Source organism: Streptomyces sp. R-07, from assembly GCF_049913175.1.
Taxonomy (GTDB): Bacteria; Actinomycetota; Actinomycetes; order Streptomycetales; family Streptomycetaceae; genus Streptomyces.
Map to the genome: position 1 here is coordinate 4,789,384 of NZ_CP183978.1, position 21,497 is coordinate 4,810,880.

At 67.9% G+C, this 21,497-nt stretch carries 31 protein-coding genes; 28 read left to right on the plus strand and 3 right to left on the minus strand.

What is annotated here, in order from left to right; translation table 11 throughout:
- Positions 1 to 4: 4 nt before the first annotated feature.
- From rplP to truA, 23 genes are all read left to right on the plus strand, one after another.
- Positions 5 to 424, plus strand: a complete 420-nt coding sequence (gene rplP / locus ACN9M0_RS22000) for a 50S ribosomal protein L16 (protein WP_017239579.1) — start codon at positions 5 to 7, stop codon at positions 422 to 424.
- A complete protein-coding gene (gene rpmC, locus ACN9M0_RS22005; RefSeq protein WP_017239580.1) occupies positions 424 to 648 on the plus strand; it encodes a 50S ribosomal protein L29 in 225 nt (74 codons plus the stop codon). The genes rplP and rpmC overlap by 1 nt, the downstream gene beginning before the upstream one ends.
- Positions 648 to 929: a 30S ribosomal protein S17 gene (gene rpsQ / locus ACN9M0_RS22010; protein WP_024755411.1), complete on the plus strand. Its 282-nt coding sequence runs from the start codon at positions 648 to 650 to the stop codon at positions 927 to 929. Before rpmC ends, rpsQ begins: the two co-directional genes overlap by 1 nt.
- A 96-nt stretch (positions 930 to 1,025) precedes the next feature.
- On the plus strand, positions 1,026 to 1,394 hold the full coding sequence (gene rplN / locus ACN9M0_RS22015) for a 50S ribosomal protein L14 (protein WP_003956455.1): 369 nt from the start codon (positions 1,026 to 1,028) through the stop codon (positions 1,392 to 1,394).
- Between the two features lie 2 nt (positions 1,395 to 1,396).
- Positions 1,397 to 1,708, plus strand: a complete 312-nt coding sequence (gene rplX / locus ACN9M0_RS22020) for a 50S ribosomal protein L24 (RefSeq protein ID WP_015035583.1) — start codon at positions 1,397 to 1,399, stop codon at positions 1,706 to 1,708.
- A complete protein-coding gene (rplE, locus tag ACN9M0_RS22025) occupies positions 1,705 to 2,262 on the plus strand; it encodes a 50S ribosomal protein L5 (protein ID WP_351793114.1) in 558 nt (185 codons plus the stop codon). The genes rplX and rplE overlap by 4 nt, the downstream gene beginning before the upstream one ends.
- Positions 2,263 to 2,267: 5 nt before the next feature.
- On the plus strand, positions 2,268 to 2,453 hold the full coding sequence (locus ACN9M0_RS22030) for a type Z 30S ribosomal protein S14 (RefSeq protein ID WP_003948630.1): 186 nt from the start codon (positions 2,268 to 2,270) through the stop codon (positions 2,451 to 2,453).
- A gap of 207 nt (positions 2,454 to 2,660) precedes the next feature.
- Positions 2,661 to 3,059 (plus strand): 30S ribosomal protein S8, encoded by a 399-nt coding sequence (rpsH, locus tag ACN9M0_RS22035; RefSeq protein ID WP_015035585.1) that lies wholly within the window; start codon positions 2,661 to 2,663, stop codon positions 3,057 to 3,059.
- Positions 3,060 to 3,080: 21 nt separating this feature from the next.
- The gene (rplF, locus tag ACN9M0_RS22040; protein ID WP_073810162.1) at positions 3,081 to 3,620 is read left to right on the plus strand and encodes a 50S ribosomal protein L6; all 540 of its coding nucleotides are present in this window, start codon (positions 3,081 to 3,083) and stop codon (positions 3,618 to 3,620) included.
- A gap of 3 nt (positions 3,621 to 3,623) precedes the next feature.
- Entirely contained in the window at positions 3,624 to 4,007 is a 384-nt protein-coding gene (gene rplR / locus ACN9M0_RS22045; RefSeq protein ID WP_351793016.1) for a 50S ribosomal protein L18, read from the plus strand.
- Between the two features lie 45 nt (positions 4,008 to 4,052).
- On the plus strand, positions 4,053 to 4,655 hold the full coding sequence (gene rpsE / locus ACN9M0_RS22050; protein ID WP_030214033.1) for a 30S ribosomal protein S5: 603 nt from the start codon (positions 4,053 to 4,055) through the stop codon (positions 4,653 to 4,655).
- On the plus strand, positions 4,655 to 4,837 hold the full coding sequence (rpmD, locus tag ACN9M0_RS22055) for a 50S ribosomal protein L30 (protein WP_015035589.1): 183 nt from the start codon (positions 4,655 to 4,657) through the stop codon (positions 4,835 to 4,837). The genes rpsE and rpmD overlap by 1 nt, the downstream gene beginning before the upstream one ends.
- A gap of 1 nt (position 4,838) precedes the next feature.
- Positions 4,839 to 5,294, plus strand: coding sequence for a 50S ribosomal protein L15 (gene rplO, locus ACN9M0_RS22060; protein WP_030318646.1), 456 nt, complete (start codon positions 4,839 to 4,841; stop codon positions 5,292 to 5,294).
- 213 nt (positions 5,295 to 5,507) lie between these two features.
- The gene (secY, locus tag ACN9M0_RS22065; protein WP_366036424.1) at positions 5,508 to 6,827 is read left to right on the plus strand and encodes a preprotein translocase subunit SecY; all 1,320 of its coding nucleotides are present in this window, start codon (positions 5,508 to 5,510) and stop codon (positions 6,825 to 6,827) included.
- On the plus strand, positions 6,827 to 7,474 hold the full coding sequence (locus ACN9M0_RS22070; RefSeq protein WP_366036423.1) for an adenylate kinase: 648 nt from the start codon (positions 6,827 to 6,829) through the stop codon (positions 7,472 to 7,474). Before secY ends, ACN9M0_RS22070 begins: the two co-directional genes overlap by 1 nt.
- Before the next feature lie 96 nt (positions 7,475 to 7,570).
- Positions 7,571 to 8,422 carry a type I methionyl aminopeptidase gene (map, locus tag ACN9M0_RS22075; protein WP_366036422.1) on the plus strand — a complete coding sequence of 284 codons (852 nt, stop codon included), beginning with the start codon at positions 7,571 to 7,573 and terminating at the stop codon, positions 8,420 to 8,422.
- A 428-nt stretch (positions 8,423 to 8,850) separates the two neighbouring features.
- Positions 8,851 to 9,072, plus strand: coding sequence for a translation initiation factor IF-1 (infA, locus tag ACN9M0_RS22080; protein ID WP_003956442.1), 222 nt, complete (start codon positions 8,851 to 8,853; stop codon positions 9,070 to 9,072).
- A 63-nt stretch (positions 9,073 to 9,135) separates the two neighbouring features.
- Positions 9,136 to 9,249, plus strand: a complete 114-nt coding sequence (rpmJ, locus tag ACN9M0_RS22085; RefSeq protein WP_003956441.1) for a 50S ribosomal protein L36 — start codon at positions 9,136 to 9,138, stop codon at positions 9,247 to 9,249.
- Positions 9,250 to 9,439: 190 nt separating this feature from the next.
- Positions 9,440 to 9,820, plus strand: a complete 381-nt coding sequence (gene rpsM, locus ACN9M0_RS22090; protein WP_030214048.1) for a 30S ribosomal protein S13 — start codon at positions 9,440 to 9,442, stop codon at positions 9,818 to 9,820.
- Positions 9,821 to 9,886: 66 nt separating this feature from the next.
- Positions 9,887 to 10,291: a 30S ribosomal protein S11 gene (gene rpsK, locus ACN9M0_RS22095; protein ID WP_003956432.1), complete on the plus strand. Its 405-nt coding sequence runs from the start codon at positions 9,887 to 9,889 to the stop codon at positions 10,289 to 10,291.
- Between the two features lie 124 nt (positions 10,292 to 10,415).
- Entirely contained in the window at positions 10,416 to 11,438 is a 1,023-nt protein-coding gene (locus tag ACN9M0_RS22100) for a DNA-directed RNA polymerase subunit alpha (RefSeq protein ID WP_003966937.1), read from the plus strand.
- A 198-nt stretch (positions 11,439 to 11,636) separates the two neighbouring features.
- Positions 11,637 to 12,101, plus strand: a complete 465-nt coding sequence (gene rplQ / locus ACN9M0_RS22105) for a 50S ribosomal protein L17 (protein WP_015035596.1) — start codon at positions 11,637 to 11,639, stop codon at positions 12,099 to 12,101.
- Between the two features lie 79 nt (positions 12,102 to 12,180).
- A complete protein-coding gene (gene truA / locus ACN9M0_RS22110; RefSeq protein ID WP_366036421.1) occupies positions 12,181 to 13,038 on the plus strand; it encodes a tRNA pseudouridine(38-40) synthase TruA in 858 nt (285 codons plus the stop codon).
- On the opposite strand, the gene ACN9M0_RS22115 is transcribed toward truA, so the two are convergent.
- Entirely contained in the window at positions 13,009 to 14,022 is a 1,014-nt protein-coding gene (locus tag ACN9M0_RS22115) for a hypothetical protein (protein WP_399695843.1), read from the minus strand. The genes truA and ACN9M0_RS22115 overlap by 30 nt on opposite strands.
- Positions 14,023 to 14,078: 56 nt before the next feature.
- On the opposite strand from ACN9M0_RS22115, the gene ACN9M0_RS22120 reads away from it, so the two are divergent.
- The 4 genes from ACN9M0_RS22120 to glmM all read left to right on the plus strand — a co-directional run bounded on the left by ACN9M0_RS22120 (position 14,079) and on the right by glmM (position 18,476).
- A complete protein-coding gene (locus ACN9M0_RS22120; protein ID WP_366036419.1) occupies positions 14,079 to 15,701 on the plus strand; it encodes an ABC-F family ATP-binding cassette domain-containing protein in 1,623 nt (540 codons plus the stop codon).
- A gap of 288 nt (positions 15,702 to 15,989) precedes the next feature.
- Positions 15,990 to 16,433 carry a 50S ribosomal protein L13 gene (gene rplM / locus ACN9M0_RS22125; RefSeq protein ID WP_366036418.1) on the plus strand — a complete coding sequence of 148 codons (444 nt, stop codon included), beginning with the start codon at positions 15,990 to 15,992 and terminating at the stop codon, positions 16,431 to 16,433.
- Positions 16,434 to 16,477: 44 nt separating this feature from the next.
- The gene (gene rpsI, locus ACN9M0_RS22130) at positions 16,478 to 16,990 is read left to right on the plus strand and encodes a 30S ribosomal protein S9 (protein WP_015035601.1); all 513 of its coding nucleotides are present in this window, start codon (positions 16,478 to 16,480) and stop codon (positions 16,988 to 16,990) included.
- Between the two features lie 127 nt (positions 16,991 to 17,117).
- Positions 17,118 to 18,476 (plus strand): phosphoglucosamine mutase, encoded by a 1,359-nt coding sequence (gene glmM, locus ACN9M0_RS22135; RefSeq protein ID WP_366036417.1) that lies wholly within the window; start codon positions 17,118 to 17,120, stop codon positions 18,474 to 18,476.
- Between the two features lie 64 nt (positions 18,477 to 18,540).
- Here the strand turns inward: glmM and ACN9M0_RS22140 are convergent, their stop codons facing one another.
- Positions 18,541 to 19,488 (minus strand): DUF389 domain-containing protein, encoded by a 948-nt coding sequence (locus tag ACN9M0_RS22140; RefSeq protein ID WP_366036416.1) that lies wholly within the window; start codon positions 19,486 to 19,488, stop codon positions 18,541 to 18,543.
- A gap of 18 nt (positions 19,489 to 19,506) precedes the next feature.
- Positions 19,507 to 20,499 (minus strand): type I pantothenate kinase, encoded by a 993-nt coding sequence (gene coaA / locus ACN9M0_RS22145; RefSeq protein WP_366036415.1) that lies wholly within the window; start codon positions 20,497 to 20,499, stop codon positions 19,507 to 19,509.
- Between the two features lie 180 nt (positions 20,500 to 20,679).
- Here coaA and ACN9M0_RS22150 point away from each other — a divergent pair, with 180 nt between their 5' ends.
- Entirely contained in the window at positions 20,680 to 21,444 is a 765-nt protein-coding gene (locus ACN9M0_RS22150; protein ID WP_366036414.1) for a hypothetical protein, read from the plus strand.
- The last annotated feature ends 53 nt before the right edge of the window (positions 21,445 to 21,497 follow it).

A 21,497-nucleotide genomic window follows, 5' to 3' on the forward strand; every position in this document is an offset into this window, starting at 1 on the left:
CGAAATGCTGATCCCCCGTAGGGTCAAGCACCGCAAGCAGCACCACCCCAAGCGCTCGGGTGCGAGCAAGGGTGGTACGCAGGTTGCGTTCGGCGAGTACGGCATTCAGGCCCTCACGCCGGCGTACGTGACCAACCGCCAGATCGAGGCGGCCCGTATCGCGATGACCCGCCACATCAAGCGTGGCGGCAAGGTCTGGATCAACATCTACCCGGACCGCCCGCTGACGAAGAAGCCTGCCGAGACCCGCATGGGTTCCGGTAAGGGTTCTCCGGAGTGGTGGATCGCGAACGTCAAGCCGGGTCGGGTGATGTTCGAACTGTCCTACCCGAACGAGAAGATCGCGCGCGAGGCCCTGACCCGTGCGGCCCACAAGCTGCCGATGAAGTGCAAGATCGTGAAGCGCGAAGCAGGTGAGCTGTGATGTCGGCCGGTACCAAGGCGTCCGAGCTGCGCGAGCTGGGCAACGAGGAGCTTCTCAACAAGCTCCGCGAGGCCAAGGAAGAGCTGTTCAACCTCCGCTTCCAGGCGGCGACGGGCCAGCTCGAGAACCACGGCCGGCTCAAGTCCGTCCGTAAGGACATCGCCCGGATCTACACCCTGATGCGTGAGCGTGAGCTGGGCATCGAGACGGTGGAGAACGCCTGATGAGCGAGAGCAACGTGACTGAGAAGACCGAGCGCAACGCTCGCAAGGTCCGCGAGGGCCTGGTCGTCAGCGACAAGATGGACAAGACCGTCGTCGTCGCTGTCGAGGACCGCGTCAAGCACGCGCTGTACGGCAAGGTCATCCGCCGTACGAACAAGCTCAAGGCTCACGACGAGCAGAACGCTGCCGGCATCGGTGACCGCGTCCTCCTGATGGAGACCCGGAAGCTGTCGTCGACGAAGCACTGGCGCGTCGTCGAGATCCTCGAGAAGGCCAAGTAATTCTTGTAGGGGTAACCCTTCAAGTTCGTTCCGCCAGGCTCGGCCGGGGCACTTCGGTGCCCCGGCCGGGAACCGGCAGACAATCAGGAGATAGACGTGATCCAGCAGGAGTCGCGACTGCGTGTCGCCGACAACACTGGTGCCAAGGAGATCCTTTGCATCCGTGTTCTCGGTGGCTCGGGTCGCCGCTACGCGGGCATCGGTGACGTCATCGTCGCCACCGTCAAGGACGCGATCCCCGGTGGCAACGTGAAGAAGGGTGACGTCGTCAAGGCGGTCATCGTTCGCACCGTCAAGGAGCGCCGCCGCCAGGACGGCTCGTACATCCGCTTCGACGAGAACGCCGCTGTCATTCTCAAGAACGACGGCGACCCTCGTGGCACCCGTATCTTCGGCCCGGTCGGCCGTGAGCTGCGCGAGAAGAAGTTCATGAAGATCATCTCGCTCGCGCCGGAGGTGCTGTAAGCATGAAGATCAAGAAGGGCGACCTGGTCCAGGTCATCACCGGTAAGGACAAGGGCAAGCAGGGCAAGGTCATCACGGCCTTCCCCCGCGAGAACCGCGTCCTCGTCGAGGGTGTCAACCGGGTCAAGAAGCACACCAAGGCCGGCCCGTCGCAGGCCGGTGGCATCGTCACGACCGAGGCTCCGGTCCACGTCTCCAACGTCCAGCTGGTCGTGGAGAAGGACGGCAAGAAGGTCGTCACGCGTGTCGGTTACCGCTTCGACGACGAGGGCAACAAGATCCGCGTTGCCAAGCGGACGGGTGAGGACATCTGATGGCTACCACCACTCCGCGTCTCAAGACGAAGTACCGCGAGGAGATCGCGGGCAAGCTGCGTGAGGAGTTCTCCTACGAGAACGTCATGCAGATTCCCGGCCTCGTGAAGATCGTGGTCAACATGGGTGTCGGCGACGCCGCCCGTGACTCGAAGCTCATGGACGGTGCCGTCCGTGACCTGACCACCATCACCGGTCAGAAGCCGGCCGTCACCAAGGCCCGCAAGTCCATCGCGCAGTTCAAGCTGCGTGAGGGCCAGCCGATCGGTGCGCACGTCACCCTCCGTGGCGACCGCATGTGGGAGTTCCTGGACCGCACCCTGTCGCTCGCGCTTCCGCGCATCCGCGACTTCCGTGGTCTGTCCCCCAAGCAGTTCGACGGGCGTGGCAACTACACCTTCGGTCTCACGGAGCAGGTCATGTTCCACGAGATCGACCAGGACAAGATCGACCGTGTCCGGGGTATGGACATCACCGTGGTGACCACGGCGACCAACGACGACGAGGGCCGTGCCCTTCTGCGTCACCTCGGCTTCCCCTTCAAGGAGGCGTAAGCGAGATGGCGAAGAAGGCTCTCATCGCGAAGGCTGCCCGCAAGCCCAAGTTCGGCGTGCGTGGCTACACGCGCTGCCAGCGTTGTGGTCGTCCCCACTCCGTGTACCGCAAGTTCGGCCTGTGCCGCGTGTGCCTCCGTGAGATGGCTCACCGTGGCGAGCTGCCGGGCGTGACCAAGAGCTCCTGGTAATCCCTTAGTTGGGATGACCGGAGTCTCTCGGTAAGCATTGGGTATGGCGGATGCCCACCCCTCCATGGCTTAGGCTAGGAGGGTTGGGCGTTCGCCGCCCTTACGACTTACTACGCCGTAGGTCCCCGCGCCGCACCCGTCCCGCCCCTGTGTGGGGAGAGGGATGGCGCACCGGAAACCACGGCGAGAGAGGCCGAAGGCCAATTCATGACCATGACTGATCCGATCGCGGACATGCTGACTCGTCTGCGTAACGCGAACTCGGCATACCACGACTCCGTGACGATGCCGCACAGCAAGATCAAGTCTCACATCGCGGAAATCCTCCAGCAGGAGGGCTTCATCACGGGCTGGAAGGTCGAGGACGCCGAGGTCGGCAAGAACCTCGTCCTCGAGCTCAAGTTCGGTCCGAACCGTGAGCGCTCCATCGCGGGCATCAAGCGGATCTCGAAGCCCGGTCTCCGGGTTTACGCGAAGTCCACCAACCTGCCGAAGGTCCTCGGCGGCCTGGGCGTGGCGATCATCTCCACGTCCCACGGTCTCCTGACCGGCCAGCAGGCAGGCAAGAAGGGCGTAGGTGGGGAAGTCCTCGCCTACGTCTGGTAGTCGGGAACGGAGGAATAGCTAATGTCGCGTATTGGCAAGCTGCCTATCCAGGTTCCCGCCGGCGTGGACGTCACCATCGATGGCCGCACGGTCACGGTGAAGGGTTCCAAGGGCACCCTGAGCCACACCGTCGCCGCTCCGATCGAGATCGTTAAGGGCGAGGATGGCGTGCTCAACGTCAACCGTCCGAACGACGAGCGTCAGAACAAGGCCCTTCACGGCCTGTCCCGCACGCTGGTGGCCAACATGATCACCGGTGTGACCCAGGGTTACGTGAAGGCGCTCGAGATCAGCGGTGTCGGTTACCGCGTGGCCGCGAAGGGCTCCGCTCTGGAGTTCCAGCTCGGCTACAGCCACCCGATCCTGATCGAGGCGCCGGAAGGCATCTCGTTCAAGGTCGAGTCGCCGACCAAGTTCTCGGTCGAGGGCATCGACAAGCAGAAGGTCGGCGAGGTCGCGGCGAACATCCGCAAGCTGCGGAAGCCCGACCCGTACAAGGCCAAGGGCGTCAAGTACGCCGGCGAGGTCATCCGCCGCAAGGTCGGAAAGGCTGGTAAGTAAGCCATGGCATACGGTGTGAAGATCGCCAAGGGCGACGCTTACAAGCGTGCCGCCAAGGCCCGCCGCCACATCCGCATCCGCAAGAACGTGTCGGGTACGGCGGAGCGTCCGCGCCTCGTCGTGACGCGTTCGAACCGCGGTATCACCGCTCAGGTCATCGACGACCTCAAGGGTCACACCCTTGCGTCCGCGTCGAACCTGGACGCGTCGATCCGCGGTGGCGAGGGTGACAAGTCCGCGCAGGCCAAGCAGGTCGGCGCTCTCGTCGCCGAGCGCGCCAAGGCTGCCGGCGTCGAGACCGTCGTGTTCGACCGTGGTGGCAACAGGTACGCCGGGCGCATTGCCGCTCTGGCTGACGCCGCCCGCGAAGCCGGGCTGAAGTTCTAAGCCCCGGTTCCGGGACTAACGGACGTAACAGAGAGAGGTAATCCAATGGCTGGACCCCAGCGCCGCGGAAGCGGTGCCGGTGGCGGCGAGCGGCGGGACCGGAAGGGCCGCGACGGTGGCGCTGCCGCCGAGAAGACCGCGTACGTTGAGCGCGTTGTCGCGATCAACCGCGTCGCCAAGGTTGTCAAGGGTGGTCGTCGCTTCAGCTTCACCGCGCTCGTCGTGGTGGGTGACGGTGACGGCACCGTAGGTGTCGGTTACGGCAAGGCCAAGGAAGTTCCCGCGGCCATCGCCAAGGGCGTCGAGGAAGCCAAGAAGAACTTCTTCAAGGTTCCCCGCATCCAGGGCACCATCCCTCACCCGATCACGGGCGAGCGTGCCGCCGGCGTCGTGCTCCTGAAGCCGGCTTCCCCCGGTACCGGTGTTATCGCCGGTGGCCCGGTGCGTGCCGTTCTGGAGTGCGCCGGCGTTCACGACATCCTGTCGAAGTCGCTTGGCTCGTCCAACGCGATCAACATCGTGCACGCGACCGTGGCGGCCCTCAAGGGCCTGCAGCGTCCCGAGGAGATCGCGGCTCGCCGTGGTCTGCCCCTCGAGGACGTCGCCCCCGCGGCTCTTCTCCGTGCGCGTGCTGGGGCGGGTGCGTAATGGCTCGCCTCAAGGTCACGCAGACGAAGTCGTACATCGGCAGCAAGCAGAACCACCGCGACACCCTGCGTTCGCTCGGCCTCAAGAAGGTCAACGACGTGGTTGTCAAGGAGGACCGCCCCGAGTTCCGCGGAATGGTTCACACCGTCCGCCACCTCGTGACGGTCGAGGAGGTTGACTGACATGGCGGAGACCAACCCGCTGAAGGCCCACAACCTCCGTCCCGCCCCCGGCGCCAAGACCGCGAAGACCCGTGTCGGTCGTGGTGAGGCGTCGAAGGGTAAGACGGCCGGTCGTGGTACCAAGGGCACCAAGGCCCGTTACCAGGTTCCGCAGCGCTTCGAGGGTGGGCAGATGCCCCTCCACATGCGTCTGCCGAAGCTCAAGGGCTTCAAGAACCCGTTCCGCACCGAGTACCAGGTCGTGAACCTGGACAAGCTCACCGCGCTCTACCCGCAGGGTGGCGAGGTCACGGTGGCCGATCTGGTCGCCAAGGGTGCGGTTCGCAAGAACCAGCTCGTCAAGGTGCTCGGCACTGGCGAGATCACCGTGGCGCTGCAGGTGACGGTCGACGCCGTCTCCGGCTCCGCCAAGGAGAAGATCGCCGCTGCCGGCGGCACCGTCACCGAGCTCGTCTAAGACGACTCGATGGCTTGAACATCCGATCGGGGATGCCTCTCAAAAGGGGCATCCCCGATTGGTCGTTCCTAGGGGGGCACGGTCGCCGGTAAGGTGGCGTGCACTGTCTAGGCTCCGTGCGGTATGCCCGCACGGAATTGATGACCGATACCCAATCGTCGAACCTCAAGACCGTCACCCTTGACGCATAGCGCGGGGGTCGCAGGAGGCACCGTGCTCACCGCGTTCGCCCGGGCGTTCAAGACGCCCGACCTGCGCAAGAAGCTGCTCTTCACGCTCGCCATCATCGTGCTGTACCGCCTCGGGGCCCACATCCCGGTCCCCGGTGTCAGCTACGAGGCCGTCCAGCAGTGTGTCAAGCAGGCCAGCGAGGGCAACAACAGCCTGTTCGGCCTGGTCAACATGTTCAGTGGCGGGGCGCTGCTGCAGATCACCATCTTCGCGCTCGGCATCATGCCGTACATCACGGCGAGCATCATCCTGCAGCTGCTGACCGTCGTGATCCCCCGCCTCGAAGCCCTCAAGAAGGAGGGTCAGTCCGGCACTGCCAAGATCACGCAGTACACCCGGTACCTGACCGTGGCGCTCGCCATCCTCCAGGGCACCGGTCTCGTCGCGACCGCCAAGAGCGGTGCGCTCTTCAGCGGCTGCATCGTCGCCGACCAGGTCGTGCCGGACCAGTCGATCTTCACCATCGCCACCATGGTCATCACGATGACCGCGGGCACCTGCATCGTCATGTGGCTCGGTGAGCTGATCACCGACCGCGGCATCGGCAACGGCATGTCGATCCTGATGTTCATCTCGATCGCGGCCGGCTTCCCGGGCGCGCTGTGGGCCATCAAGAAGAGCGGCAAGCTCGCCCAGGGCTGGATCGAGTTCGGCGTCGTCATCCTCATCGGCTTCGTGATGGTGGCCCTCGTGGTCTTCGTCGAGCAGGCCCAGCGACGCATCCCGGTGCAGTACGCGAAGCGGATGATCGGCCGGCGCTCCTACGGCGGAACGTCCACTTACATCCCGTTGAAGGTGAACCAGGCGGGTGTGATTCCTGTCATCTTCGCGTCGTCGCTGCTCTACATCCCGGCCTTGATCGCCCAGTTCTCGAACTCCACCGCAGGGTGGAAGACCTGGATCGAAGCCCACTTCGTCAAGGGTGACCACCCCTACTACATCGCCGCGTACTTCCTCCTGATCGTGTTCTTCGCCTTCTTCTACGTGGCGATCTCGTTCAACCCCGAGGAAGTCGCGGACAACATGAAGAAGTATGGTGGCTTCATCCCGGGTATCCGGGCTGGTCGACCTACTGCCGAGTACCTGAGCTACGTGCTCAACCGGATCACTTGGCCGGGCTCGCTGTACTTGGGTCTGATCGCTCTTGTGCCGACGATGGCGTTGGCAGGCTTCGGTGGCGCCAATGCCAACTTCCCCTTCGGTGGGACGAGCATCCTCATCATCGTGGGTGTGGGGCTGGAGACCGTGAAGCAGATCGAGAGCCAGCTCCAGCAGCGCAATTACGAAGGGTTCCTCCGCTGATGCGAATCGTCCTCGTCGGACCGCCCGGTGCGGGTAAGGGCACGCAGGCTGCGTTCCTTGCCAAGAACCTGGACATTCCGCACATCTCCACGGGTGACCTGTTCCGTGCCAACATCTCTCAGGGCACGGAGCTGGGTCTCAAGGCCAAGGCGTTCATGGACGCCGGCGACCTTGTACCCGACGAGGTGACCATCGGGATGGCCAAGGACCGGATGGAGAAGCCGGACGCCGTCAACGGTTTCCTGCTCGACGGGTTCCCCCGCAACGTGGCGCAGGCCGAGGCCCTGGACGTCGTCCTGAAGGCCGAGGACATGCAGCTCGACGCGGTCCTGGACCTCGAGGTCCCCGAGGACGAGGTCGTGAAGCGGATCGCGGGTCGCCGCATCTGCCGCAACGACAGTGCGCACGTCTTCCACGCCGAGTACAACAAGCCGAAGACCGACGGCGTCTGCGACGTCTGCGGCGGCGAGCTCTACCAGCGTCCGGACGACTCCGAGGAGACCGTCCGCCGGCGCCTGGAGGTCTACCACACGCAGACCGAGCCGATCATCGACTACTACCGGGCGCAGAACCTGGTCGTGACGATCTCCGCGCTCGGCAAGGTGGACGAGGTCACCGCGAAGGCGATGGCCGCGCTCAAGAAGTAACCCCGGTTCGTCCGATACGGCCGCGGTGCCCCTCAGGGGCGCCGCGGCCGTATCGTTGTTCTGTTCCCCGTACTCGAAGGAAAGGCCGCGGCCACGATGGTCCAGATCAAGACCCCCGAGCAGATCGCGAAGATGCGCGAGGCGGGGCTGGTCGTCGCCGCCATCCACGCGGCGACCCGCGAGGCGGCCGTGCCGGGCGCCACGACGAAGGACCTGGACGAGGTCGCGCGCAAGGTCATCGCCGACCACGGGGCGAAGTCGAACTTCCTCGGGTACGGCGGGTTCCCCGCGACGATCTGCACCTCGGTGAACGAGGTCGTCGTCCACGGCATCCCCGACGACAAGACCGTCCTCAAGGACGGCGACATCATCTCCATCGACTGCGGCGCGATCGTGGACGGCTGGCACGGTGACGCGGCCTACACGGCCTTCGTCGGCACCGGTCACGCGCCCGAGCTCGTCGAGCTCTCCCGGGTCACCGAGGAGTCGATGTGGGCGGGCATCGCGGCCATGAAGCTCGGCAACCGGCTGGTGGACATCTCGAAGGCGATCGAGACGTACATCAAGCGGCAGCCGCGGCCGGCGGTCGGCGACCACAGCCTCGGCCGGTACGGGATCATCGAGGACTACGGCGGCCACGGCATCGGCACCGAGATGCACATGGACCCGCACCTGCTGAACTACGTCTCCCGCAAGCGCGGCAAGGGCCCGAAGCTGGTCCCCGGCTTCTGCCTGGCGATCGAGCCGATGGTCTCCCTGGGCACCCCGCAGACGGAGGTCCTGAAGGACGACTGGACGGTCATCACGACCGACGGCACCTGGTCCTCCCACTGGGAGCACTCGATCGCCCTGACCGAGGAGGGCCCCCTGGTCCTCACGGCGGTCGACGGCGGCAAGGCGAAGCTGGCGGAGCTGGGCGTGACGGCTGCGCCGGATCCTCTGGCGTAGGTCCGGGGCCGGGGTCCGGTCGGGCGTGTGACGGTGGTGCGGGGTCCCGCCCGGCGGACGGAGTCCGCTGCAGCGGGCCGAAGCTTGTGAGGTGCCCCCGGGCGCCGAGCCCGCGAGGGTTGCGGCGGGGATGGGTCGGCGGCAAGGCGAAGCCGGCGGAGCTGGGCGTGACGGCTGCGCCGGATCCGCTGGCGTAGGTCCGGGGCCCGGGTCCGGCCGGGCGCGTGACCGCGGTGGGGGCCCCGCCCGCCCGGGGGCGCCTCACAAGCGTCGTCCCGCTGCGGATTGGGGATCTTCTACCGTGGGCAGACTTCCCGATTCGTCTTTTCCAGGGGCCTGACGTAGACTGATGCGTCGGCTCTCGTGTACCCGTGTGCCTGCATGCGGCGGCGAGAGTCGATCAAGGTAGCCGATTCGAAAGGCGAAGCGTGGCCAAGAAGCAAGGTGCCATCGAAATCGAGGGCACCGTGATCGAGTCCCTCCCGAACGCCATGTTCAAGGTGGAACTCCAGAACGGTCACAAGGTCCTCGCGCACATCTCCGGCAAGATGCGGATGCACTACATCCGAATCCTCCCGGACGACCGGGTCGTCGTGGAGCTCTCTCCGTACGACCTGACGCGTGGCCGGATCGTCTACCGGTACAAGTAGATCTTGCCCGCACCCCGCCTTCGCGCGCGGGTGGTGGCACTGACCCGGAGAACCTCACATCCCATGAAGGTCAAGCCGAGCGTCAAGAAGATCTGCGACAAGTGCAAGGTGATCCGCCGTCACGGCCGGGTCATGGTCATCTGCGACAACCTGCGCCACAAGCAGCGCCAGGGCTGACGCACGCCGACCGACCTGCAACTTCGCAGTTCTTCGCGCGACGCATAGCAATACGTACATACGCAGAGCCCGTCGGGCCGTGATCCACGGCTGACGGCACCTCCGGCGGGGGCCGGGGACCCGACCTGTACCTCATACGGCAGCCGGGAACGGTTCTGCAGCAGACCCCCGAGAACACAGGAGCCATTGAATGGCACGCGTTTCCGGTGTTGACATCCCGCGCGAAAAGCGTGTGGTGGTCGCACTCACCTACGTCTTCGGCATCGGGCGTACCCGGTCCGAGGAGATTCTCGCCGCGACCGGCGTGAACCCGTCCACCCGTGTCCGCGAGCTTGCCGAGGAAGACCTCGTCAAGATCCGCGAGTACGTGGACGCCAACCTCCAGACCGAGGGTGACCTCCGTCGCGAGATCGCCGCCGACATCCGCCGCAAGGTCGAGATCGGCTGCTACCAGGGCCTGCGCCACCGTCGTGGCCTGCCCGTCCGCGGCCAGCGCACCAGCACGAACGCTCGTACCCGCAAGGGCCCGCGTCGCGCCATCGCCGGCAAGAAGAAGCCGGGCAAGAAGTAGTCCTCAGCGGACGCTTGACCAAGCGGTCTTCGCTGTAGGACCGACCACCTCCCGTAGGAGATATAGATGCCCCCCAAGGGTCGTCAGGGCGCTGCCAAGAAGGTGCGCCGCAAGGAAAAGAAGAACGTCGCTCACGGCCACGCGCACATCAAGAGCACGTTCAACAACACGATCGTCTCGATCACGGACCCCTCGGGCAACGTGATCTCCTGGGCCTCCGCCGGCCACGTCGGCTTCAAGGGCTCGCGCAAGTCCACCCCCTTCGCCGCGCAGATGGCCGCCGAGTCGGCCGCCCGCCGCGCGCAGGAGCACGGCATGCGCAAGGTCGACGTCTTCGTCAAGGGTCCCGGCTCCGGCCGTGAGACCGCGATCCGCTCCCTCCAGGCCACGGGCCTCGAGGTCGGTTCGATCCAGGACGTCACCCCCACGCCGCACAACGGCTGCCGTCCCCCCAAGCGCCGCCGCGTCTGACGCACGGGCTGCTTGAGCAGGACTTTTCGGGCGGTGCGTCCCCTTTCGGGACGTGCCGCCCGTACCCTTGTAGTACTCCGAGGACGTCAAATAGTGGGCGTCCACGACTGAAGGAATCACAGACATGCTGATCGCTCAGCGTCCGTCGCTGACCGAAGAGGTCGTCGACGAGTTCCGCTCCCGGTTCGTCATCGAGCCGCTGGAGCCGGGCTTCGGCTACACCCTCGGCAACTCCCTCCGCCGTACCCTCCTCTCCTCGATCCCGGGTGCCGCTGTCACCAGCATCCGCATCGACGGTGTCCTGCACGAGTTCACCACCGTGCCGGGCGTCAAGGAGGACGTCACCGACCTCATCCTCAACATCAAGCAGCTGGTCGTCTCCTCGGAGCACGACGAGCCGGTCGTGATGTACCTGCGCAAGCAGGGCCCGGGTCTGGTCACCGCCGCCGACATCGCGCCCCCGGCCGGTGTCGAGGTGCACAACCCCGACCTCGTCCTCGCCACGCTCAACGGCAAGGGCAAGCTGGAGATGGAGCTGACCGTCGAGCGCGGTCGCGGCTACGTCTCCGCCGTCCAGAACAAGCAGGTGGGTCAGGAGATCGGCCGCATCCCGGTCGACTCGATCTACTCGCCGGTCCTCAAGGTCACCTACAAGGTCGAGGCGACCCGAGTCGAGCAGCGCACCGACTTCGACAAGCTCATCGTCGACGTCGAGACCAAGCAGGCCATGCGCCCGCGTGACGCCATGGCGTCCGCCGGCAAGACCCTGGTCGAGCTGTTCGGTCTGGCGCGCGAGCTCAACATCGACGCCGAGGGCATCGACATGGGCCCGTCCCCGACGGACGCCGCCCTCGCCGCCGACCTCGCGCTGCCGATCGAGGAGCTCGAGCTCACCGTTCGCTCGTACAACTGCCTCAAGCGTGAGGGCATCCACTCCGTGGGTGAGCTCGTCGCCCGCTCCGAGGCCGACCTGCTCGACATCCGCAACTTCGGTGCGAAGTCGATCGACGAGGTCAAGGCGAAGCTGGCCGGTATGGGCCTCGCGCTGAAGGACTCGCCGCCCGGATTCGACCCGACCGCCGCCGCGGACGCCTTCGGCGCCGACGACGACGCGGACGCCGGCTTCGTCGAGACCGAGCAGTACTAAGAGCTCGGGCCTCACGGTCCGTACCCGGGTGCGGGTGCGCTGTGCTTGATCGCGCACGCCCGGCGGAGCCGGAAATCGACTCCTCCCCGCACCCCTTCCAGGCCCCCTAGGGGGCCTGGATCTCCGACGGGTGACCGCCCGCTCGGACACTGACATCGGTACCTCATACGGCCGGTGCAGATCACAAGGAGAAACACCATGCCGCGTCCCGCGAAGGGTGCCCGCCTCGGCGGTTCCGCCGCGCACGAGAAGCTGCTCCTCGCCAACCTGGCGAAGTCGCTCTTCGAGCACGGCCGCATCACCACGACCGAGGCCAAGGCCCGTCGCCTGCGTCCGGTCGCCGAGCGCCTGATCACCAAGGCGAAGAAGGGCGACATCCACAACCGTCGCCTGGTGCTGCAGACGATCACCGACAAGGGCATCGTCCACACCCTCTTCACCGAGATCGCCCCGCGTTACTCGGAGCGCCCCGGTGGCTACACCCGCATCACCAAGATCGGCAACCGTCGTGGCGACAACGCCCCGATGGCCGTGATCGAGCTGGTCGAGGGCGAGATCGCCAAGAAGGCGACCGTCGCCGAGGCCGAGGCCGCCACCGTGCGCGCCGTCAAGGAGGCCGACGCGGCCGCCGAGGCTCCGGCCGAGGAGTCGAAGGACGCGTAAGCGTTCTTCCGTTTCTCGTGAGCGGGCCCGTACCCCCTGGGGTGCGGGCCCGTTCCCGTGTGTTTGAGAGGATCTCCGCGTGAGCGATGACGTGCAGGACGGGTTCGTACGAGTTCGGCTCGACCTTTCGTACGACGGCAAGGACTTCTCCGGCTGGGCGAAGCAGGCCCATGGGCGGCGGACCGTACAGGGGGATATCGAGGACGCCCTGCGGACCGTGACCCGGTCCACGGAGACGTACGAACTGACCGTCGCCGGCCGGACCGACGCCGGGGTCCACGCGCGCGGCCAGGTCGCCCATGTCGACCTGCCCGTGGAGGTGTGGGGCGAGCACCGGGACAAGCTGCTGAGGCGGCTCGCCGGGCGGCTCTCCCACGACGTCCGGGTGTGGAAGGTGGAAGAGGCCCCCGCGGGCTTCAACGCGCGGTTCTCCGCCGTCTGGCGCCGCTACGCCTACCGCGTCACCGACAACCCCGGCGGGGTCGACCCGCTGCTCCGCGGCCACGTGCTGTGGCACGACTGGGCCCTCGACATGGACGCCATGAACGAGGCCGCCACCGCGCTCGTCGGCGAGCACGACTTCGCCGCGTACTGCAAGAAGCGCGAGGGCGCCACGACCATCCGCACGCTCCAGGTGCTGCGCTGGGAGCGGCGGGACGACGGGGTCATGGAGGCGACCGTCAAGGCGGACGCCTTCTGCCACAACATGGTCCGCTCGCTCGTCGGCGCCCTGCTCTTCGTCGGCGACGGCCACCGGCCGGTCGACTGGCCCGGCAAGGTGCTCGCCGCCGGCGTCCGGGACTCGGCCGTCCACGTCGTGCGGCCGCACGGACTCACCCTCGAAGAGGTCGGCTACCCGGCGGACGAGCTGCTCGCCGCCCGCAGCAGGGAGGCCCGCAACAAGCGGTCACTCCCCGGGAGCACCGGCTGCTGCTGAGGCCTGGGCGCGGCCCCGGGCGTAGATCTGGTTGAAGGCGAAGGTGCCGAGGTCGTCGCTGGCCTGGAAGACGGGCTTGTCGGCCTTGGTGACCTTCTTGCCGTTGCCGAACCCGGCCTGGGTGAAGTACGCGTACCGGCCGATCGCGTTCGAGCGGCGCAGGCAGACAGTGGCGTGGCAGAAATCACCCACGCCCGCGCCCGTCAGGGGCGCGATGCCGCCGCTGGCCTGGTCCTTCGCCTTCTGGGCCGCCGCCTCCGAGGGGAAGACGGCGACGCCGACGGTGACCGCCACGCCGTCCTTCACATAGGTGGCGCGGATCACCCGCTGGCAGCCGTTCCGCTTCAGGACGCTGCCGAGGCCGCCCTGGGTGACGGCCGCGCAGTTGGTGGTGGAGGAGGTCGCGCCCTTCTTGTAGGCGCGGTTGTTCATGGTCATCTTCTTGCCCGGGAAGAGGCCCTCGGCGGTGAGCGGGGCCTTGTCCTTCTTCGGGTCCGAGATGTAGTCCTTCGGGTTCGGCGGGGGCGGCGGCGCCACCGACGAGAAGGTCGGCTCGGGGGTGGGCGTGCCCGTGGGGGAGACCGTGCCGGTGGGGACCGGGCCGTTCTTGGCCTCGTCGTTCTTCTTGTTGGTGCTCACGACGGCGGTCGCGACGATCGCGCCCACGGCCACCGCGGCCACGACGCCGCCGACGATCATGAAGAGGCGCTTGCGGCGGCCGCGCGAGGCCGAGGCGTCGGCCAGGGCGCCCCAGTCGGGCGTCTCACCGCTGCCCTGAGCGCCCGGGAAGGGGTTCGGCTGCGCCGGCTGCTGCGGCTGGGGGTACCCGTACCCCTGCTGCTGCCCGTGGCCCTGCTGCCCCTGCCCCGGCCCCTGTCCCTGCTGTCCGTAGCCCTGCGGCTGTCCGTACCCGGGCTGCTGTCCGTACCCCTGCTGCCCCTGCTGCTGCGGCTCCTGCGGCCACTGCGGTCCCCCAAAGCTCATGCCGCGCATCCTAAACCGGTTGGGCGGGGCCGACGCGGGCGGTGACAATGCATCCCATGGGACATGTCGAGGCCGCGCATCTGGAGTACTACCTTCCCGACGGGAGGGTCCTCCTCGGGGACGCCTCCTTCCGGGTCGGAGAGGGCGCCGTGGTCGCCCTCGTCGGGGCCAACGGCGCCGGCAAGACCACACTCCTCCGGATGATCTCCGGAGAGCTCCAGCCGCACGGCGGCACCGTCACGGTCAGCGGCGGCCTCGGTGTCATGCCGCAGTTCGTCGGCTCCGTACGGGACGCGTCCACCGTCCGCGACCTGCTGGTCTCGGTGGCCCAGCCCCGGATCCGGGAGGCCGCCAAGGCCGTCGACGAGGCCGAGCACCTGATCATGACCGTCGACGACGAGGCCGCGCAGATGAAGTACGCGCAGGCCCTCAGCGACTGGGCCGAGGTGCAGGGGTACGAGGCCGAGACCCTCTGGGACATCTGCACCATGGCGGCGCTCGGCGTCCCGTACGAGAAGGCGCAGTTCCGGGAGGTCCGCACGCTCTCCGGCGGCGAGCAGAAGCGGCTCGTCCTGGAGTCGCTGCTGCGCGGCCCCGACGAGGTGCTCCTCCTGGACGAGCCGGACAACTACCTCGACGTGCCCGGCAAGCGGTGGCTCGAGGAGCGGCTGCGGGAGACCCGTAAGACCGTGCTCTTCATCTCCCACGACCGGGAGCTGCTCTCCCGGGGCGCCCAGAAGATCATCGCGGTCGAGCCCGGCCCGGCCGGATCGGACGTCTGGGTGCACGGCGGCGGCTTCGACACCTTCCACGAGGCCCGGCGCGAGCGGTTCGCCCGCTTCGAGGAGCTCAAGCGGCGCTGGGACGAGAAGCACGCGCAGCTGAAGAAGCTGGTGCTCAACCTTCGGCAGGCGGCCGCGGTCAGCCACGAGATGGCGTCCCGGTACGCGGCGGCGCAGACCCGGCTGAGGAAGTTCGAGGAGGCGGGGCCGCCGCCGGAGCCGCCGCGCGAGCAGGACATCCGGATGCGGCTGCGCGGCGGGCGGACCGGGGTGCGGGCCGTGACCTGCGAGAACCTTGAGCTGACCGGTCTGATGAAGCCGTTCTCGCTGGAGATCTTCTACGGGGAGCGGGTGGCCGTCCTCGGCTCGAACGGATCCGGGAAGTCGCACTTCCTGCGGCTGCTCGCCGGCGACGAGTCCGTCGCGCACACGGGGTCGTGGAAGCTCGGTGCCCGGGTGGTGCCGGGGCACTTCGCGCAGACCCACGCGCACCCGGAGCTGGCCGGGCGGCCGCTCGTCGACATCCTGTGGTCCGAGCACGCCAAGGACCGGGGCGCGGCGATGTCGATGCTGCGGCGGTACGAGCTGGAGCGCCAGGGCGACCAGTCCTTCGACAGGCTCTCGGGCGGGCAGCAGGCGCGGTTCCAGATCCTGCTGCTCGAGCTGGCGGGCACGACCGCGCTGCTGCTCGACGAGCCGACGGACAACCTGGACCTGGAGTCCGCCGAGGCGCTCCAGGAGGGCCTGGAGTCGTACGACGGGACCGTGATGGCCGTCACGCACGACCGGTGGTTCGCGAAGAGCTTCGACCGGTTCCTGGTCTTCGGGTCGGACGGGGTCGTACGGGAGACCAGCGAGCCCGTGTGGGACGAGCGGCGGGTCGACCGGGTGCGGTGAGCCCCGGGGGCGGGGACACCCCTCCTGGGCGGCGTCGGGAAGAGGTCGAGCGGGTGCGGTGACCTGGGGTCTCGCGGCGTTTTGACCCTTCGGGGGTGGCGCGGGTAGTGTTGCGGTTTGTTATGCGTATTGGCTTCGTCGTTCTCACGCGAGCGGCCCTTACGCAGGTTCCCTGGAGCAGTTACCAGTGGCTCGCATACGGGCGGTGTCCCGGCAGTGCAGGCCCCAGCTGCATGATCGCTTCAGGTGTGTCTGGACTCCATCCACTGAAGAAGCGAAGGCTACGAAGTGCGTACGTACAGCCCCAAGCCCGGCGATGTCACTCGCCAGTGGCACATCATCGACGCGCAGGACATCGTCCTGGGCCGTCTGGCGACGACGGCTGCGAACCTCCTGCGAGGCAAGCACAAGCCCGTCTACGCCCCCCACATGGACATGGGCGACTTCGTCATCATCATCAATGCTGACAAGGTCCACCTGTCCGGCAACAAGAAGACCCAGAAGATGGCCTACCGCCACTCTGGCTTCCCGGGTGGTCTGCGCTCCGTCCGCTACGACGAGCTGCTGTCGAAGAACCCCGAGAAGGCCGTCGAGAAGGCCATCAAGGGCATGATCCCCAAGAACACCCTGGGCCGTCAGATGCTCTCGAAGCTGAAGGTCTACGCGGGCGAGAACCACCCGCACGCTGCCCAGCAGCCGGTCCCGTTCGAGATCACCCAGGTCGCGCAGTAGTTCCGGCCACACCCCCTAAGAACGAAAGAAATCTGAGGAGAATCGTGGCCGAGACCACCCCCGAGACCCCCGTCGACGAGTTCGAGGGCGTCGAGGAGTACACCACCGAGACCGAGCTCGTCGAGGGTGAGTACACCTCCGAGTCGCTCGCGTCCCGCTTCGGCGACCCGCAGCCGGCCGCCGGCCTGGGCCGTCGCAAGAACGCCATCGCCCGCGTCCGGATCGTTCCGGGCACCGGCAAGTGGAAGATCAACGGTCGCACCCTTGAGGACTACTTCCCCAACAAGGTGCACCAGCAGGAAGTCAACGAGCCCTTCAAGGTGCTCGAGCTCGACAACCGCTACGACGTCATCGCCCGCATCGCGGGTGGCGGTGTCTCCGGTCAGGCCGGCGCCCTGCGCCTCGGCGTGGCCCGTGCGCTGAACGAGGCGGACGTCGAGAACAACCGCCCGGCGCTGAAGAAGGCCGGCTTCCTCTCCCGCGACGACCGTGCGGTCGAGCGCAAGAAGGCCGGTCTCAAGAAGGCCCGTAAGGCTCCGCAGTACAGCAAGCGTTAATCGCCTGCTCGGTCTGCTTTCGTACGCCCCGGCGGCACTGCCCGTGCCGTCGGGGCGTACGTTTTTTCATAACCTCTTTTCATCTTCACCTTTCATCAGCTTGGGCACGTATTTTCGGAGGACAGCTGTGGGACGACTCTTCGGCACGGACGGCGTACGCGGCGTCGCCAACGCGGACCTGACGGCGGAGCTCGCGCTCGGCCTGTCCGTCGCGGCCGCGCACGTGCTCGCCGAGGCGGGCACCTTCGAGGGCCACCGGCCGACCGCCGTGGTCGGGCGGGACCCCCGCGCCTCCGGAGAGTTCCTCGAGGCGGCCGTCGTGGCGGGCCTCGCCAGCGCCGGCGTCGACGTGCTGCGCGTCGGCGTCCTGCCCACCCCGGCCGTGGCCCACCTCACCGGCGTCCTCGGCGCCGACCTCGGCGTGATGCTCTCCGCCAGCCACAACGCCATGCCCGACAACGGCATCAAGTTCTTCGCCCGCGGCGGCCACAAGCTCGCCGACGATCTCGAGGACAAGATCGAGACCGTGTACGAGCAGCACCGCACCGGCGCCCCGTGGGAGCGTCCGACCGGTGCCGGCGTCGGCCGCGTCCGCGACTACGACGAGGGCTTCGAGACGTACGTCTCCCACCTCATGTCCGTCCTCCCCAACCGGCTCGACGGCCTCAAGATCGTCCTCGACGAGGCCCACGGCGCCGCCGCCCGCGTCTCGCCCGAGGCCTTCGCCCGGGCCGGCGCCCAGATCGTCACCATCGGCGCCGAGCCGGACGGCCTCAACATCAACGAGGGCTGCGGCTCCACCCACCTGGGGCTGCTCCGGGCCGCGGTCGTCGAGCACGGCGCCGACCTCGGCATCGCCCACGACGGCGACGCCGACCGCTGCCTCGCCGTGGACGCCTCCGGCGAAGAGGTCGACGGCGACCAGATCCTCGCCGTGCTCTCCCTCGCCATGCGCGAGGCAGGCACGCTGCGCGGCGACACCGTCGTCGCGACCGTCATGTCCAACCTGGGCTTCAAGCTCGCCATGGAGCGCGAGGGCCTGAACCTCGTCCAGACCGCGGTCGGCGACCGCTACGTCCTGGAGTCCATGAAGGAGCACGGCTACGCCCTCGGCGGCGAGCAGTCGGGTCACGTCATCGTGCTCGACCACGCCACCACCGGCGACGGCACCCTCACCGGCCTGATGCTGGCCGCCCGCGTCGCCGCCACCGGCAAGTCGCTCGCGGAGCTCGCGGGCGTCATGGAGCGGCTCCCGCAGATCCTCATCAACGTCAAGGACGTCGACAAGTCGCGGGTGAACACCTCCGGCGAGCTCGCCGCGGCCGTCACCGACGCCGAGCGCGAGCTCGGCTCCACCGGCCGCGTCCTGCTGCGTTCCTCCGGCACCGAGCCGCTGGTCCGCGTCATGGTCGAGGCCGCCGACATCGAGCAGGCCCGCGCGGTCGCGCAGCGCCTCGCGGACGTCGTGAAGTCCGCGCTGGGCTAGCCTTTCTGAGGCACCGTCATGCACGCGAGGGCCCCCACCGTTCCGGTGGGGGCCCTCGTCCGCGTCAGGTCTTCGGTGCGCGGCGCCAGCGGCCGCGCTGGGTGCGCCACAGCATCTTCTGCCCGTACAGGGTGAGCGTCCCGGCCAGCATGATGCCGAAGAGGTTGAGCAGCAGCTGCTCGATCGAGCCCCACATCTGGCCCACCTCGCCGTAGCTGAGCGCCACCGCCGCGTTCGCGCCCGCCGGGACCGTCGTCACCGAGATCGCCACGCCCACCAGGGCCCCCGACTTCGCGGAGGTCAGGGACAAGGTGCCGGCGATGCCCGCGAGCACCGCCACGACGAAGGAGAACGGGTCCGGCTGCCAGATGAACTTGGTGTTGGGGCGGTCCGCGTCCAGCTGGGCCCTGCTGAACAGGTCGAGCGCGTCCATCCCCAGGCTGAACACCGTCGTCGCCACGATCGCCGCCGCGAAGCCGACCAGCAGCGCGATCAGCGAACGCGCCGCCAGCTTCGGGTGGCGCTGCACGATCGACGTACAGACACCGGCCAGCGGGCCGAACTCCGGGCCGACCGCCATCGCGCCCACGATCAGGATCGCGTTGTCCAGGACGACACCGCAGGCCGCGATCATCGTCGCCAGGATCATGAACGCGCTGTACGTGATGGAGAGCGTCGACTCCTCGTGCGTCGCGCCCGCCAACTGCTCCCAGATCACCGCGTCCGCGGGCTCGCCCGGGGCCTCCTCCTCGGCGGCGTCCGCGCGCGTGGAGAGGGAGAGGTCGATGTTCTCGACGGCGATCGAGCCGTCCTGATCGATCCTCAGCTCACGCAGCCCGTGCAGCAGTTCGTCACCCGCCTCGCGGGCCACGTCGCACAGCACGAGGTCGCCCGAGGGGTCCCGGGCCGCGCCCGGCAGCACCACCAGATGGGTGGTGCCCACCGTCGACTCGATCAGCTTGACGGCTGCGGGCGTGCGGTCGGGCGGGACGATCAACCGGAGATGCAGCATAGGGAGAGCGTACGGAGGTCAGAGTTTGCGCAGACTCAGGCGCTGCACCTTGTGGTCCGGGCCCTTGCGGACGACGAGGGTCGCCCGGCCGCGGGTCGGGGCCACGTTCTCCAGCAGGTTCACCTTGTTGATGGTCCGCCACATCGTGCGGGCGTAGTCGAGGGCCTCGTCCTCGGAGACCTGCGTGTAGCGCTGGAAGTACGAGGACGGGTTCTGGAACGCGGTGTCGCGCAGCTTGCGGAAGCGGTTCAGGTACCAGCGCTCGATGTCCTCCGCCCGTGCGTCCACGTACACCGAGAAGTCGAAGTAGTCGGCGAGACCGACCCGCGTGCGGCCGTCCTTGCCGGGGAGCGCCGGCTGGAGGACGTTCAGGCCCTCCACGATGAGGATGTCCGGGCGGCGGACCACGAGCCGCTCACCGGGCACGCGGTCGTAGATCAGGTGCGAGTAGACCGGGGCCGAGACCTCCTCCTTGCCCGCCTTGATGTCCGCGACGAAGCGGGTCAGGGCCCGGCGGTCGTACGACTCGGGGAATCCCTTGCGGGACATGAGGCCGCGCGACTTCAGCTCCTCCATCGGATAGAGGAAGGCGTCCGTCGTCACCAGCTCCACGCGCGGGTGCTCCGGCCAGCGGGCGAGCAGCGCCTGCAGCAGCCGGGAGACCGTCGACTTGCCGACGGCCACCGAACCGGCGACCCCTATGACGAAGGGCGTGCCGCGCTGCTCGGCGCTCTCGCCGAGGAAGGTGTTCAGCGCGCCGCGGAGGCCGCTGGTGGCCTGCACGTACAGATTGAGCAGCCGGGACAGCGGGAGGTAGATGTCCCGGACCTCGTCGAGGTCGATGACGTCCCCGAGGCCGCGGAGCCGCTCGACCTCGTCGGCCGAGAGGGGGAGCGGCGTCTTGTCGCGCAGGGCGCTCCACTCGGCCCGCGTGAGGTCGACGTACGGGGTCGCCTCGGAAGGACGACGTTGTCCGTTGCCGTTGGCGCTTCGTGGCGGCGAAGAGATCACCCCGCCATTGTCGGGGGTCGGAGGGCTCCGTGGGCCGTGGGGTGGGTCACGCGACAAAAGCCGTTGTCCGACCCGGCGACTAGGGTGATCCTTCGTGTAGGCCGCGTGGGTTCCTGTCCTTCACGCGGGGGGGAGCCGCCCGTCCGGGCGGCACGAGGAAGAACAGAGAGCACCACACCCATGCGTACGTTCGTCAGAAGCGCCGCCGTCGCCGCCACCGCCGTCTCCTTCGCGCTGCTCGTCACCGGCTGCAGCGAGGGCGGCAAGGACGCGGACTCCGGCAAGGACGCCACCCCCGGCGCCTCCGCCTCCGCCACGAGCAGCGCCCCGGCCGCGAAGGCGCTGTCCGCCGCCGAGCTGGAGAAGCTGATCGTCGAGCAGGCCGACCTGCCGGGCCACCAGGTGCAGAAGGCCAAGGCCGCGGACATCGTGAAGTCCGACGCCGTCTCCACCGACAAGCCCGCCTGCAAGCCGCTCGCCGACGCGATGTCGTCCGTCGCCACCGGCCAGCCGGGCGCCTCCGCGCAGCGCAAGGTCATCGAAGTGCCCAAGACCGAGGGCGCCACGGCCTCGCCGAAGGACGCCCTGGGCGCCCTCGCCGCACCCGTGACGAGCGTGACGCTCGGCTCGTACGAGGGACAGGGCGCGCAGGAGGCCTTCACCTCCCTGAAGACGGCCGGCACCGAGTGCGCCGGCGGCTTCACGCTCCTCGGCGGCGGCGAGAAGACGAAGATCGCCAAGGTCGCGCCGGAGACGCTGTCCGCGGGCGAGGAGTCGCTCGCCTGGACGGTCACCACCGACATGGACGGCGAGCCCTTCGTCACCAAGCTGGTCGTCTTCCGCCAGGGCAGCACGCTGGCCTCGTTCTCCACCCTCAGCCTCGGCGGCACGGTCGAGGAGCTGCCGAAGGCCGTCATCGACGCGCAGGCCGCCAAGCTCGGCTGACCTCCGCTTCTGATTCTGCTTCCGTGGCCCGCGCCCACGCCCGCGACACGGGC

Coding starts and splice junctions, on each gene's coding strand:
- ACN9M0_RS22070 (WP_366036423.1), top strand. CDS start 6,827: ATGCGAATCGTCCTCGTCGGACCGCCCGGTGCGGGTAAGGGCACGCAG.
- rpmJ (WP_003956441.1), top strand. CDS start 9,136: ATGAAGGTCAAGCCGAGCGTCAAGAAGATCTGCGACAAGTGCAAGGTG.
- rplP (WP_017239579.1), top strand. CDS start 5: ATGCTGATCCCCCGTAGGGTCAAGCACCGCAAGCAGCACCACCCCAAG.
- rpmD (WP_015035589.1), top strand. CDS start 4,655: ATGGCTCGCCTCAAGGTCACGCAGACGAAGTCGTACATCGGCAGCAAG.
- map (WP_366036422.1), top strand. CDS start 7,571: ATGGTCCAGATCAAGACCCCCGAGCAGATCGCGAAGATGCGCGAGGCG.
- ACN9M0_RS22115 (WP_399695843.1), bottom strand. CDS start 14,022: ATGAGCTTTGGGGGACCGCAGTGGCCGCAGGAGCCGCAGCAGCAGGGG.
- ACN9M0_RS22150 (WP_366036414.1), top strand. CDS start 20,680: ATGCGTACGTTCGTCAGAAGCGCCGCCGTCGCCGCCACCGCCGTCTCC.
- rplF (WP_073810162.1), top strand. CDS start 3,081: ATGTCGCGTATTGGCAAGCTGCCTATCCAGGTTCCCGCCGGCGTGGAC.
- rplQ (WP_015035596.1), top strand. CDS start 11,637: ATGCCGCGTCCCGCGAAGGGTGCCCGCCTCGGCGGTTCCGCCGCGCAC.
- rpsK (WP_003956432.1), top strand. CDS start 9,887: ATGCCCCCCAAGGGTCGTCAGGGCGCTGCCAAGAAGGTGCGCCGCAAG.
- ACN9M0_RS22120 (WP_366036419.1), top strand. CDS start 14,079: ATGGGACATGTCGAGGCCGCGCATCTGGAGTACTACCTTCCCGACGGG.
- rplR (WP_351793016.1), top strand. CDS start 3,624: ATGGCATACGGTGTGAAGATCGCCAAGGGCGACGCTTACAAGCGTGCC.
- rplX (WP_015035583.1), top strand. CDS start 1,397: ATGAAGATCAAGAAGGGCGACCTGGTCCAGGTCATCACCGGTAAGGAC.
- ACN9M0_RS22030 (WP_003948630.1), top strand. CDS start 2,268: ATGGCGAAGAAGGCTCTCATCGCGAAGGCTGCCCGCAAGCCCAAGTTC.
- ACN9M0_RS22140 (WP_366036416.1), bottom strand. CDS start 19,488: ATGCTGCATCTCCGGTTGATCGTCCCGCCCGACCGCACGCCCGCAGCC.
- rpsM (WP_030214048.1), top strand. CDS start 9,440: ATGGCACGCGTTTCCGGTGTTGACATCCCGCGCGAAAAGCGTGTGGTG.
- rpsE (WP_030214033.1), top strand. CDS start 4,053: ATGGCTGGACCCCAGCGCCGCGGAAGCGGTGCCGGTGGCGGCGAGCGG.
- rpsH (WP_015035585.1), top strand. CDS start 2,661: ATGACCATGACTGATCCGATCGCGGACATGCTGACTCGTCTGCGTAAC.
- rplO (WP_030318646.1), top strand. CDS start 4,839: ATGGCGGAGACCAACCCGCTGAAGGCCCACAACCTCCGTCCCGCCCCC.
- ACN9M0_RS22100 (WP_003966937.1), top strand. CDS start 10,416: ATGCTGATCGCTCAGCGTCCGTCGCTGACCGAAGAGGTCGTCGACGAG.
- rpmC (WP_017239580.1), top strand. CDS start 424: ATGTCGGCCGGTACCAAGGCGTCCGAGCTGCGCGAGCTGGGCAACGAG.
- rpsQ (WP_024755411.1), top strand. CDS start 648: ATGAGCGAGAGCAACGTGACTGAGAAGACCGAGCGCAACGCTCGCAAG.